Annotated in this window: 15 protein-coding genes and 1 pseudogene; 13 read left to right on the top strand and 3 right to left on the bottom strand. The window is 57.7% G+C overall.

Annotated features, from left to right (window positions below; all coding sequences use genetic code 11):
* Nucleotides 1-6: 6 nt before the first annotated feature.
* A complete protein-coding gene (gene fkpB / locus M1E04_RS21395; protein WP_065987706.1) occupies nucleotides 7-459 on the top strand; it encodes an FKBP-type peptidyl-prolyl cis-trans isomerase in 453 nt (150 codons plus the stop codon).
* Nucleotides 460-541: 82 nt separating this feature from the next.
* The gene (gene ispH / locus M1E04_RS21390; protein ID WP_065987671.1) at nucleotides 542-1489 is read left to right on the top strand and encodes a 4-hydroxy-3-methylbut-2-enyl diphosphate reductase; all 948 of its coding nucleotides are present in this window, start codon (nucleotides 542-544) and stop codon (nucleotides 1487-1489) included.
* Between the two features lie 21 nt (nucleotides 1490-1510).
* Here ispH and M1E04_RS21385 read toward each other — a convergent pair whose 3' ends face one another.
* Nucleotides 1511-2014 carry a GspH/FimT family pseudopilin gene (locus tag M1E04_RS21385; protein WP_065987670.1) on the bottom strand — a complete coding sequence of 168 codons (504 nt, stop codon included), beginning with the start codon at nucleotides 2012-2014 and terminating at the stop codon, nucleotides 1511-1513.
* 183 nt (nucleotides 2015-2197) lie between these two features.
* Between M1E04_RS21385 and pilV (M1E04_RS21380) the strand changes: the two genes are divergently transcribed.
* The 11 genes from pilV (M1E04_RS21380) to thiO all read left to right on the top strand — a co-directional run bounded on the left by pilV (M1E04_RS21380) (nucleotide 2198) and on the right by thiO (nucleotide 11156).
* On the top strand, nucleotides 2198-2638 hold the full coding sequence (pilV, locus tag M1E04_RS21380) for a type IV pilus modification protein PilV (RefSeq protein WP_456291999.1): 441 nt from the start codon (nucleotides 2198-2200) through the stop codon (nucleotides 2636-2638).
* On the top strand, nucleotides 2635-3336 hold the full coding sequence (locus tag M1E04_RS21375; protein ID WP_456291998.1) for a PilW family protein: 702 nt from the start codon (nucleotides 2635-2637) through the stop codon (nucleotides 3334-3336). The genes pilV (M1E04_RS21380) and M1E04_RS21375 overlap by 4 nt, the downstream gene beginning before the upstream one ends.
* 31 nt (nucleotides 3337-3367) lie before the next feature.
* Complete coding sequence (locus tag M1E04_RS21370) at nucleotides 3368-3832, top strand: pilus assembly PilX family protein (protein WP_342214622.1); 465 nt, start codon at nucleotides 3368-3370, stop codon at nucleotides 3830-3832.
* Nucleotides 3829-4251 (top strand): type IV pilin protein, encoded by a 423-nt coding sequence (locus tag M1E04_RS21365; RefSeq protein ID WP_456291997.1) that lies wholly within the window; start codon nucleotides 3829-3831, stop codon nucleotides 4249-4251. The genes M1E04_RS21370 and M1E04_RS21365 overlap by 4 nt, the downstream gene beginning before the upstream one ends.
* A gap of 125 nt (nucleotides 4252-4376) precedes the next feature.
* Complete coding sequence (locus tag M1E04_RS21360; protein WP_456291996.1) at nucleotides 4377-4859, top strand: GspH/FimT family pseudopilin; 483 nt, start codon at nucleotides 4377-4379, stop codon at nucleotides 4857-4859.
* Nucleotides 4859-5329, top strand: coding sequence for a type IV pilus modification protein PilV (gene pilV, locus M1E04_RS21355; protein WP_456291995.1), 471 nt, complete (start codon nucleotides 4859-4861; stop codon nucleotides 5327-5329). Before M1E04_RS21360 ends, pilV (M1E04_RS21355) begins: the two co-directional genes overlap by 1 nt.
* Nucleotides 5326-6018 (top strand): PilW family protein, encoded by a 693-nt coding sequence (locus tag M1E04_RS21350; protein WP_456291994.1) that lies wholly within the window; start codon nucleotides 5326-5328, stop codon nucleotides 6016-6018. Before pilV (M1E04_RS21355) ends, M1E04_RS21350 begins: the two co-directional genes overlap by 4 nt.
* Before the next feature lie 65 nt (nucleotides 6019-6083).
* On the top strand, nucleotides 6084-6539 hold the full coding sequence (locus M1E04_RS21345; protein ID WP_192133142.1) for a pilus assembly PilX family protein: 456 nt from the start codon (nucleotides 6084-6086) through the stop codon (nucleotides 6537-6539).
* Nucleotides 6526-9618, top strand: coding sequence for a pilus assembly protein (locus M1E04_RS21340; RefSeq protein WP_456291993.1), 3093 nt, complete (start codon nucleotides 6526-6528; stop codon nucleotides 9616-9618). The genes M1E04_RS21345 and M1E04_RS21340 overlap by 14 nt, the downstream gene beginning before the upstream one ends.
* A 14-nt stretch (nucleotides 9619-9632) precedes the next feature.
* On the top strand, nucleotides 9633-10022 hold the full coding sequence (locus M1E04_RS21335) for a type IV pilin protein (protein ID WP_192133286.1): 390 nt from the start codon (nucleotides 9633-9635) through the stop codon (nucleotides 10020-10022).
* Nucleotides 10023-10052: 30 nt separating this feature from the next.
* Nucleotides 10053-11156, top strand: coding sequence for a glycine oxidase ThiO (gene thiO, locus M1E04_RS21330; RefSeq protein WP_456293224.1), 1104 nt, complete (start codon nucleotides 10053-10055; stop codon nucleotides 11154-11156).
* Here thiO and M1E04_RS21325 read toward each other — a convergent pair.
* Together M1E04_RS21325 and M1E04_RS21320 are read right to left on the bottom strand one after the other, a co-directional pair.
* Nucleotides 11126-11587 (bottom strand): annotated as a pseudogene (locus tag M1E04_RS21325) (hypothetical protein). The gene thiO and the pseudogene M1E04_RS21325 sit on opposite strands and share 31 nt — an antisense overlap.
* On the bottom strand, nucleotides 11583-12152 hold the full coding sequence (locus M1E04_RS21320; RefSeq protein WP_192133138.1) for a nucleotidyltransferase domain-containing protein: 570 nt from the start codon (nucleotides 12150-12152) through the stop codon (nucleotides 11583-11585). The pseudogene M1E04_RS21325 and the gene M1E04_RS21320 overlap by 5 nt, the downstream one beginning before the upstream one ends.
* Nucleotides 12153-12221: the final 69 nt, after the last annotated feature.

Genomic DNA, 12221 nt, shown 5'->3' with positions numbered 1-12221 from the left:
CAGTTGATGACCGAACAGGCTACTCAGGAAACACGCATCGGTCAGAACACGGAAGTCACCCTGCATTTCGCGCTGCACCTGGAAAACGGCGACACCGTCGACAGCACGTTTGACAAGGCGCCGGCGACTTTTAAGGTCGGCGATGGCAGCCTGCTTCCGGGCTTTGAGGCGCTGATCTTTGGCTTCAAAGCCGGTGACAAACGCACGCTTCAAGTGCCGCCGGAAAACGCTTTCGGTCAGCCGAACCCGCAAAATCTGCAGGTCATGCCCCGTTCGCAGTTCCAGAATATGGAGCTGTCGGAGGGGCTGCTGGTGATCTTCAACGATGCGGCGAACACCGAGCTGCCGGGCGTGGTGAAATCGATGGACGATGATCAGGTCACCGTCGATTTCAACCATCCGCTGGCGGGCAAGACGTTGACCTTCGAAGTAGAAATTTTCGAGGTGAAGGCACTCTGAGCATCGCCAGAGCGCCTGGCCCCGGCACTGTTCGGGGCCTTTTCGTTTATATGTTTCATTGCGCGTAGACACGAGGCACATCATGCAAATCAAACTCGCCAACCCACGTGGCTTCTGCGCCGGGGTGGACCGTGCGATCGAAATCGTCAATCGCGCGCTGGAAGTGTTTGGCCCGCCGATCTACGTGCGCCATGAAGTGGTTCATAACAAATTCGTCGTCGAAGACCTGCGCAGCCGTGGCGCGATCTTCGTCGAAGAGCTCGATCAGGTGCCGGACGACGTCATCGTGATTTTCAGTGCCCACGGCGTGTCGCAGGCGGTGCGCACCGAGGCGGCAGGTCGCGGCCTGAAGGTGTTCGACGCCACCTGTCCGCTGGTGACCAAAGTGCATATCGAGGTCGCGCGCTACAGCCGTGATGGCCGCGAGTGCATCCTCATTGGGCACGCCGGCCACCCTGAGGTCGAGGGGACGATGGGGCAGTACGACGCCAGCAATGGCGGCGCGATTTATCTGGTCGAAGACGAAGCAGACGTTGCCAACCTCCAGGTGAGCAATCCTGAGAACCTTGCCTTCGTGACCCAGACGACGCTGTCGATGGACGACACCAGCCGGGTCATCGACGCCCTGCGCACACGATTCCCGGCCATTGGTGGCCCGCGCAAGGACGACATCTGTTACGCCACGCAAAACCGTCAGGATGCGGTCAAGGTCCTTGCCGATGAGTGCGACGTGGTGCTGGTGGTCGGCAGCCCGAACAGCTCCAACTCCAATCGCCTGCGTGAACTGGCTGAACGCATGTCGACCCCTGCCTATCTGATCGATGGTGCCGAAGACATGCAGCGGAGCTGGTTCGACGGCGTGGGCCGCATCGGCATTACCGCCGGTGCTTCTGCGCCCGAGGTGCTGGTGCGTGGCGTGATCCAGCAGCTGCACGCCTGGGGCGCGACCGGCGAAGACGAGCTGGCCGGGCGCGAGGAAAACATCACCTTCTCGATGCCCAAGGAATTGCGCGTCAAGTCGCTGCTGTAATCCGGTCAATCCGTAACCGCATCATGCGCAGGGCTCGCTGCTGAATCCCTCGGATCGCAGCGTGACCCTGCCGGTCACCGCAATCACCAACTGGTAGCGACTGGCAGGTGCGTCTCTGAGGCACACCGCCAGTGTCCCGTTAGCGTTGTTCAGCAGCCGCCCCGTGTTATCGAAACCAATGCGCACGGCCACTTTGCTGTTGCCCACCACCCTGACGTCACGGTGGCTGGCGAACTCGGCCAGCGACAGCTCACCCTCGTCTCTGAGCTGGTTGCGGTTGCTGTCGACGAACACGTTCCAGCCTCGGCTCCAGTCCTTTTCAAGGGCCTGTATCACCACTGGCTGACTGCGCAGAATCGCCTCTGTGCGAGCCATTCGCAGCCCGCTGGCCAGTTGCTGAGCCGTGTCCTGACGTCGTTGTGAGTCGATCAACTGGCCGAAGGCGGGGATCGCGAGCGTCGCGACGATACCCACAATCACCAACCCTGCCAGCAGTTCAATCAGCGTCAATCCTTGCTGTTTCACGAGCGTCTTCCGTTGAGTTCGGCGCTCAAGCAAACACCTGCTCCGTTGCGCTGACAACCGGTTCGATTGTCAGCCGGTATGTCTGCAAGCCGCCGTTACACATCCTTCGGGCAAACCGCTGCGCATCGACTTCACTGGTGCCTGCACAGCGGACGGCAGAGGTGGGCGATGGCAGGAAAGGCGATGCAATCAGGGATGACATTGATCGAAGTGCTGGTTGCGCTGCTGATCTTCAGCGTTGGCATATTGGGTGTGGCGATGCTGCAGCTCAACGCGCTGAAGTACACCGACAGCTCGATGCGCAGCATGCACGTCAGTTTCATCGCCCATGATCTTCTCGAGCGAATCCGCGCCAATCCGGGCACCAGTTATGCGCTGGCTTCGCTGAGTCAGGCGCCATCGTCCGGCAGTCTCGCCGTCCCACGCCAGCAAGACCTGTACGACTTCGCGACGCAGTTGAGACGCGCGGTCGGTGACGATGCCGAGGCATCCATTGCGGTGTCGGGATCGAGCGTGACCCTCACATTGAAGTGGGACGATTCCCGCGCCAGCCAGGAGGCCGCACAGAAGCAGACGCTGACGTTGACCGCAGATGTATCTGCCGAGCGGGGCGCACGACCATGAGGCCTTTGGAGAAAGGCTTTGGCCTCGTCGAGGTTATGCTGGCGCTGATGTTGGGATTGGTGATGTCGCTGGCCTTGGCGCAGATATTCATCAGCTCAAAGAGCAGCTATGCCAGTCAGACATCGTCCGCCAGCCTGCAGGAAGACGCGCGATTCGTGCTCAGCAAAATGGTCCAGGAAGTGCGGCTGGTCGGCATGTTCGGCTGTTTGGGAAAAGTCGACGACGCCAGCGTCGGCAATGGCTTCTCCAAGGCGTTTGAAGCGCCGATCCACTGGGACGCCAGCTCGCAGACACTGAGCCTCGCCACCGCCGGAACCGGGGAGGGTGGAGGCTGGTCGACCTGGGTCATACACACCGACTGCGTGTCATCCGCCACCGCGTACTCCAACGGCCGGGCGCCCCGGCTCGCCGGACATGAGACCGCGATGCCCATTCACAAGCAGGTGTATCGCTTCAACAAGGCCCGCAATGAGCTGTCGCTGAATGGCCAGCCCCTGGTCAGCAACGTGCGCGCGTTCAGCGTGCTGTTCGGCGTTGCCGGTTCGATCAATGACCGCTCCGTTGCGCGGTACGCGGCCACCGCCGAACCCTCGTTGATCCGCAGTGTACGGCTGACCCTGACATTGTTCGACCCCGCAGATCGGGCGCAGGAACAGACCAGCGACGTCGTTGCCGCCCTCCGTAACCGGCTGGGGTGATCACATGAATATGAATCCACGACGTGGCGCGGTGTTGATCGTCAGCCTAGTGTTCCTGCTGTTGCTGACCCTCTTGGCGACATCGTCGATGCAGAACGCCACCCTCCAGGAAAAAGTGGCGGGCACGCTCAAGCGGCGTGATGCGTCGTTTCAGTCCGCCGAGACAGCGCTGCGCATTGCTGAATCAAACATCCTGTCATCCGGGTTTTCACTGCTGGCCTGTTCGTCGCCAGCGAGATGTTTGCCTCCGCCTGAAGCGCTGACACTTTCCAAAAGCGGAACGGGCGGGGCGTCGGGTGTGGATTGGGTCGCGACGCGCGGTGGTTTTTACGGCATTCAGCATGTCGGCCAAACCGATCAGCCGCCCGGTGGCGGAGACGGTCAGTTTCGGATCCTGTACCGCGTGACGGCCATCGGCATTGAGGGCGACTCACGCACCGTGATCGAAAGCATCCACACCGAGGAGCGTCGCGTGATGTGGCGGCAGCGGCAATGAACAGACCATCCGCGGGTTTCACCCTGATCGAGCTGCTGATTGCCATCGCCATCGTCGCGATTCTCGCCGCCGTCGCGTATCCGCAATACAGCGAATACACCCGGAAAACCCGCCGCTCGGAGATCGCCGGGGTGCTGGTTGAAGAGGCGCAGAAGCTTGAGCGGTTTCATTCACGGGCAGGGCAATACTCGGACGTCAGCGGGCCTCCGGCGTTTAGTCATGAGGTGTCGATGGGGAATGCGTTTTATCGGATAGGGGCTGAGCGCAAGGGGCGGACGTTCACGCTGACCGCTTCGCCGGTTGGCGGAGGAATGATGGCGGGCGATGCGTGTGGGAATTTTGTGCTGGAAAACACTGGCAAGCGCGACAATCTCGGGATGTCGGGGGCTGCCAGTGTGGCGGGGTGTTGGGGGCGCTGAAATGACCTGGGTCGGCTACGGCGCCGCGCGTCAGGGCGTTCGTCCGCCGAAAACAGCCACACATCCCCCCGGCAAATATTGAAACAACCGGTTGCTATATAGTTTCTCCATTAAGGAGAGATTAAATGCCCAAACGGTGTCGGGGTTTTACGCTGGTCGAGTTGCTGGTGACCATCACGTTGGTCGGCATCCTCGCCGCGATGGCCATTCCAAGTTTCACCTCTGCTATTCAGAACACCAAGGCCGACACGGAAGTAAGCGACTTTCAGCGTTTCCTTAACTACGCCCGCCAACAGGCTATAAACAGCGGCACTGTCATCCGTGTAACGCCATCGGTGGCGGGTGCTGCCTGGAATACTCAGCTGAGTGCCATTGATCCTGCGGCAACGGCGTCGATTCCCATTCTGCGAGTTTTGCCAGCGATGGACTCTGCATCAGTGCTTGCAGTGAGCGGAAATCCTACTGCGATCGACTTCAACAACCTGGGGGGGTTGTCCGCACCGGTGCCGACGGCGGCTGCTGCCGTAAGCATCACCTACACACGCGGCACCATCACCCGCGTGATCAACATATGCCTGAGCGGCCGTATCGTGTTGGGCGGTTGCTGATGAAGGCCAGAATTGATGCCAGGCAACAGGGCACGACGCTGATTGAGGTGCTGGTTGCCCTGCTTGTTCTAGCCATTGGGCTGTTGGGTGCGGCAGCGCTCCAGTTGAATGCGCTGAAATACACCGACAGTTCAAGGCTCAGCAGCCAGGCAAGCTTTATCGCGTACGACATGATGGATCGCATACGTGCCAATCCTGATGCTGACTATAGTTTGACTTCCCTGGCGGCGGTGACTTCTGGTCCCAATCTGACTGTTCCGCGGACGCAGGACCTCTACGACTTCAAGACTAATATCCGAACTCTCGACCCTGTCACGGGGGATGGGACGATTGCGGTGGATTCGGCAAATAAGCGGTTGGTCACCATTACTGTGATCTGGAGTGATGCCCGGGCCACCAACACGGCAACTGCCTTGCAGACCTTCAAAGTTACAAGTCGTGTGGCGATAGACGCGAAGGTGACGCAATGAAGCACCGCGCCAGAGGCTTCGGCCTGATCGAGATCATGATCTCGCTGTTACTGGGCCTGCTCATAGTGGCGGGCGTTATTCAGATTTTCATTTCAGCCAAGAACACTTATCTGTCACAGAACGCCTCGGCGGTCATGCAAGAAGATGCACGATTCATCCTCACCAAGATGGCGCAGGAAATACGCATGGTCGGGATGTTTGGCTGTCTGGCGACGGTCAAAGACTCAAGCGCCAACAGTGACTTCGCCGCTGCGCAAATGACGCCAGTTCGGTGGGATAACGCAACGTCGAAATTGACGCTGGTAACAGCCGACGTGGGAAATGATGGTGGTGTTCCTACCTGGACCGTTGTCTCCGATTGCAAGTCAGGAGCGACCGCTCGGACCGGAACGGCCATCCCTGCCGCCACCGAATTAGCATTTCCAATACGCCAACTCGTCTACCAGTTTGCGAATAAGCAGTTACTTCTTGGGGGGGCTGTCATCGTAAATAACGTGAATGACTTCTCGGTGATGTTTGGTACTGCCAATACGGCGTCGGACACAACGGTTACAGCGTACACCGCGACGCCCGCCAGCATGGCTACGGTGCGCAGCGTCAGGCTGACCCTGGAACTGCAGGACGCAACAGGTCGAGTTAAAAACCAGAAGTTCAGCGTTATGACCGCTTTACGCAACCGTCTCTACTAGGTGTTGCCATCTTGAATGTAACCAGACACAGAGGTGTACAACGTACCCGGGCCCGCGAGCGCGGAATGGCGCTGATCGTCAGTCTGGTGTTTCTGTTGCTGCTGACGTTGATCGGGATTTCATCAATGCAGAACGCTACGCTTCAGGAAAAGATGTCCGGCAGCGTCAAGTTTCGCAACGAGTCCTTTCAGATTGCGGAGGCGGCTGCGCGTATGGGGGAGTCTGCAGTTCAGGCCAGTAATTACAAGCTGGCGACATGCATAAAATGTGCTCCACCTCCGGAAGCTACAAGCGTAACGGGACCGGGTGCCAACAGTACCTCGGGAGTGACCTGGTTCGCGACGACAGGCATGACGGGAGGTTTGTGGGCTGTCCAGAAAATCGCCACAACCAAGGACCCGGTTAACATCAATTCTGTGGGGTGGGATGAAAGTAAGTCGTGGACGCTTTATCGCATCACAGGCGTTGGCATCTCTGGTAACTCACGAACTGTAGTGGAAAGTATTTATGCCAAACGTTGAGTGGTGCCGCAGGGCAAGGCTTTATCTGTGCAAGCTGATGATGGGCGCACTGCTTGGCCTTTATGGCTCGGCCACCGCTTTCGCCGCATTTGTGCCGTCTGATTCTCCCTTGTTAACCGTGGGGTCGGTGACGCCGAACGTCATGCTGCTGGTGGATGACTCCGGGAGTATGAACAGTATCATCTGGGCCTCGGGGTTTGATCCCAACGCGGATCCGGTTCAAGTTTACAGCTGCAATTCGGATTTCAACTGCAGTAATGTCACTGCAATGGATATGACGGACACCAACTTTTTTGTGGGAAACCTGCGTGCCGGCGGCTGCGATAATGGGTATGACGGTTTCTACAAGTTCACCACACGCACGCGCGTCTGTCTCAAACTCCCCGACCCGGTGGGCAACGGGAATACCCGGTACACCACTGCTTACATCAGCTACTTGCTTTACGCCACGTCGTTGTCCAAAAAAGACTACACGGATGATTCGATTCCCGACGATTACAGAATCAGTGTCGCGCGCACGGTGTCTGCCGCGCTGGTGGCCAGCAATCGAAATCTGCGAATTGGCCTGGCCACCTTCAATCCCCCTACGAGCGGAAACGCTGGGCCTGGCGGCAACATCGCAAGGGCGATCAGCGATCTGTCCCAGACGACCGCTACAACTACCGCGCAAGCCAATGCCAACTACAACTCGCTGATCTCGTCCATCAACGGCCTTGCGGCAATCGCCAACACGCCATTGGCTGAAACCTATTACGAGGTGACCCGCTACTTTCGCGGAATGACGCCCTATTACAATACGACGCCTTCGACCTACACCAGCCCGATTCAGTACCGTTGTCAGCGAAACTATGGAGTCGTGATTACCGACGGTCTGCCGACCTACGATCGAACCTTCCCCACGAATGATCCGCTGGGCGGCGCAAGCTTGCCCAACTGGGACGGCAAGAACAACGACGGTGATAACCTCAATGGCGATGGGGAGGGTGACACCCTTTATCTGGACGATATCGCGAAATTCGCCTACGACATCGATATGCGAGCGAGCGGAACCGATGCCGCCGGCAAGAGCTGGGACGCTGCAGATTTCACCAAACAGAACATGTTCACCTACACAGTAGGATTTACAGCAGCCAATGCAATGCTCTCGGACGCGGCCACTTACGGTAAGGGTACTTATTACCAGGCGACGGACAGCGCGGGTCTCAATGCTGCGTTATCCGCGGCTCTGAACGACATCACCTCCCGCGCAGGAACCGGGGGAGGTGTAGCGTCGAATTCATCCACACTGTCCAGCTCATCGGTTTATTTCCAGACGCAATACGATCCGACTGACTGGCGGGGCACAATCAAGGCTTCGGCAATTTTGGCTGATGGAACCGTAAACACCGCATCGCCTATCTGGTCCACCGACAAACAAATCGTTCCGGGCATTACTGCTACTTACGAGTCCTGGAACTCCCTGACCAATGCCGTTATTCCGTTGTCCTTTCCAAGCTTTTCATTGCCCCAACAGACCGTGCTCAACGCCAATCTGCCGCTTGGGATTTCTGGGCTGGATTTAGTGCAATGGAGTAAAGGGACGAACAAGACAGGATTGAAAACGCGTACGGTGTTGCTCGGTGATGTGATCAACTCGCCCTTGACGTACGCCTCACCTACGGACAACCCAGCGTCGGACCCTGCCTCTGATAATAGCTATTCCACGTATTTGGATATCAAATCAAACTCAATGAATCCCTCCCTCGTAGTCAACGCCAATGATGGGTTGGTCAACGTGATCGACCCGTCCACGGGTAACAGGCTTTATGGGTACATGCCATCCACCGTTCTCGCGAACCTGCATTACGTCGCTGACCCTAACTACATCAACGGCGTATCTCACAAATTTTTGGTGGATGGGCAAATTTCCGTCGTAGATGTCCAGTTTGCTTCGTCCTGGAAAACTCTAGCCATCGGGGGGACGGGCTCCGGTGGCAAGGGATTTTATGCGCTGCAGCTGTTTAATGCCGGTGCTTCTAATACGGTTAAAGCGCTTTGGGACATCAGCAGCGTTAGCACAGGTTTTGCCAACATGGGTTACGCGTATGCCAAACCGGAGGTGGCTCAACTGCCAGACGGCCGATGGGCAGCATTCATCTCTAATGGCTATGGCAGCACCAATGGCGTGGCGTCACTCTTTGTCGTTGATGTCAGCAATGGGGCTCTTATAAGAGAGATCGCCGTCGATAACTCAGGCAACAATGGATTGTCCTCAGTCAAGTTACGCGTCAATGCACAGAGTGTTGTTCAGTACGCTTATGGCGGTGATTTGAAGGGTCAGATGTGGAAGTTTGACTTCACGGGGCAAACCGCATCCACCTGGAAAGTAGGGCTGGGTGGAAGTCCACTGTTCACTGCCTCAGGAGGGGCGAATCAGCCGATCACTGCTCAGCCGGTCGTGGGAAATAATCCGAACGGCGGCAAGATGGTTTATTTTGGCACGGGCAAATTGCTCGAAACCGCGGACAAGACCACGACCGCGACTCAAGCGTTTTATGCGGTCTGGGACAATGACGGGACGAGTGCCAACTATCGCGAAAGCGACCTTGTAGCGCAGGCTATAAATGGGGTCTCAAGCGGAGCTTCTGGGCAGTTTTTTACCACTACCCAAAATGATGTGAATTATGCAGCCAAGAAAGGCTTCTACCTTCCGTTGATTTATAACACCGTCGCGACGGGGGAGCGTGTTATCTATCCGGCGACACTCGCGTTCGGCCGGGTTCGATTTACCACGGCTATCGTCGACACAGGTGATCCATGTTCAAGCTCTGGATCGGGTAGATACGTTGAACTTGATGCGTTAAGCGGGCGGATGCTTAGCTATCCGGTTCTGGATACAAACGGTGATGGGCAGGTCAACAGTGCTGACGCTAATTCAAGCGGTATCCTGATAAGCGGTGGCGTGCCTAACGCAGCCGTTACGCTTGATAAAGAGAACGGCAATCAAGCGATTCCTTTGGGCGGTTTAGGTACCCCTCAAACCATCACTGATTTGGGCGGGGTGTCAAACCGACGCATCATGTGGCGACAGATCAGATGAGGAAAGAAAAAATGATGGGCAGTAAATCGAAAGGATTCACCCTCATAGAACTGATGATCGTGGTGGCGATTGTGGGTATTCTCGCGGCGATCGCCTACCCCAGTTATACGGAATATGTGAGGCGCACTCACCGTACCGAGATTGCTGGGATTTTGATGGAGCAGAGCCAGGTATTGGAGCGTTACTTCACCAAGACCGGTAGCTATAAAGACGCGACGGTGACGGTCTCGAATGCTTGGTACACCGTTGCAGTGGTGCCCGCCGATGCGACCTTCACCTTGACGGCTACACCCATAGCCAACTCCATGATGAACGGCGACAAGTGCGGCACCTTCCAGATCACCAATACCGGCGCGCGCACCAACTCCACCGGCCTGTCGAACAAAGACTGTTGGGGCCGTTGAATCCATGCAGATGAACAGGCCGTGGCCGTTGTGCTAAATCAAGACATAGTCATCATCGGCGGAGGCGTCATCGGCCTCCTGACCGCCTTCAATCTCGCCTCCAAAGGCCGAAGCGTAACGCTGCTCGACCGCTCTGAAGTCGGCCAGGAATCCTCATGGGCCGGCGGCGGCATTGTGTCGCCGCTCTACCCATGGCGCTACAGCCCCGCCGTAACGGCACTCTCGCACTGGTCGCAGGATTTTTATCCGCAGCTCGCCGAGCGCTTGCTGGCAATGACCGGCATCGATCCGCAAGTGCACAAGACCGGCCTTTACTGGCTGGATCTCGACGACGAGGCCGAGGCGCTCGAATGGGCCGCGCGTGTGAATCGTCCGCTGACGTCGGTGGATATTTCTGCGGTCTACGACGCCGTGCCGGTCATGGGCGGCGGCTATTCGCGAGCGGTGCACATGGCCGACGTCGCTAACGTCCGCAATCCGCGTCTGGTCAAGTCGCTCAAGGCTGCGTTACTGGCATTGCCCAACGTGGTGATTCGCGAGCACTGCCAGGTCATCGACTTTGTGCGCGAAGGTGATCGCGTCCTGGGTGTCACGACGGACGGGGGCGATGTGCTCGGCGACAGCGTGGTGCTGGCCGCCGGTGCATGGAGCGGTGATCTGCTCGGCAAATTGGGGCTGGCGCTGCCCGTTGAGCCGGTCAAAGGCCAGATGATCCTCTACAAGTGCGCCGCCGACTTTCTGCCGAGCATGATCCTCGCCAAGGGCCGTTACGCGATCCCTCGGCGTGACGGGCATATCCTCATCGGCAGTACGCTTGAGCACGAAGGGTTTGATAAGACGCCCACCGAAAATGCCCTGGACAGCCTGAAAGCCTCGGCGATCGAATTGATACCCGCGCTGGCGGATGCGCACGTGGTCGGGCACTGGGCGGGGTTGCGACCGGGGTCGCCTGACGGCATTCCATTCATCGGGCCTGTGCCAAATCATCAAGGCTTATGGCTGAACTGCGGGCACTACCGCAACGGCCTGGTGCTGGCGCCGGCTTCGTGTCAGTTGCTGACAGATTTGCTGGTGGGGGAAATGCCGATTATAGATGAGGCGCCTTATGCGCCAGAGGGGAGACTGAAACCATGAGCGGCCATCTCCGACGCCAGTAGCCCTCGAAGTGCTTCGGTACTCGTGAGTAGCTCCGCGAGCAAAGCGTCATCGATGTCCATGTAGCCTTCGTACTCAGCGAGGTTTCTGCGCTCGTGGCAAAGCGCAAAGAGCCGTACCCGCACTTTATCCATATCAGCGTGTGTGGAAGGCACTGAAACACACGATAGCGGCGGTCCGACCGGTATCCTTTCAGGCGCAGTGCCGACAGCGCCATTGCGTGTGCAGCGTTATAGGCCAGATCAAAACGGCTGGCGTATGAAAGAGCGGAATTATGAGCGTCCAACAGCCTATCAAGGGCCGAGCGGACCAGTCCGATATTCGTTCTTGTTAGCAGGCTCGGCTTTCAATCCGCCGGTACGTACCAAGTTCGCCGAAGCTCGTTGCCCATTCCGTGGGTTCTCCCTAATCGCTTCCGATGATGTCGATCTTTTCCTGCTCTGCCACGCGGGTCACGAAGCTGTTGCCGGTGGCGAGCTTCGCTTTCCAGTCTGACGGCGTGTAGAGCGTTGGGTTGATGGGCCTGCCCAGCATCTCTTCGAGCGGGATCATACGCTCCATCACTTCGCTGTAGCTGACGCCTTCACCGATCAGCATCAGATCTAGGTCGCTGGATGTGTTGGCGGTCCCTTTCGCAACCGAGCCGTAGATAAACGCTCGCTGAATCTGGTCTGCGAAAGGCAGCAACTCCACTCGAAGGTGATCGGCGATGCCGAATGTTTTGCGCACAAGGCCAGTCAGTTCGGGGTACACCGGACTTTCAGGATTCGCCTGATAATGGATTTGGTTGCCCTGCCGGGTTGCGGTCAGCAAACCTGCTGAGTGCAATTTCTCCAGCTCACGAGTTGTGCTGCCTTTGCCGACCTGGACCCAGCGACTGATTTCGTTGGTATAGAAGCTCCGCTCCGGATTGCCGAAGAGCAGGCCCAGCACTCGTTGCTGAGTCGTGGTGAAGAGCGCGTCGCCGATGTTCATAGGGATCTGTCTAGATAAGTCCCAAAAAGGGAACGATAGGTCCCTTTTTGGGACCTGTCCAGCGCGGCG

The sequence above is a fragment of the Pseudomonas sp. AK106 genome, assembly GCF_053903055.1.
The sequence above is the reverse complement of the archived record's forward strand: the minus strand, read 5'-3'. Positions and strand labels throughout refer to the sequence as shown.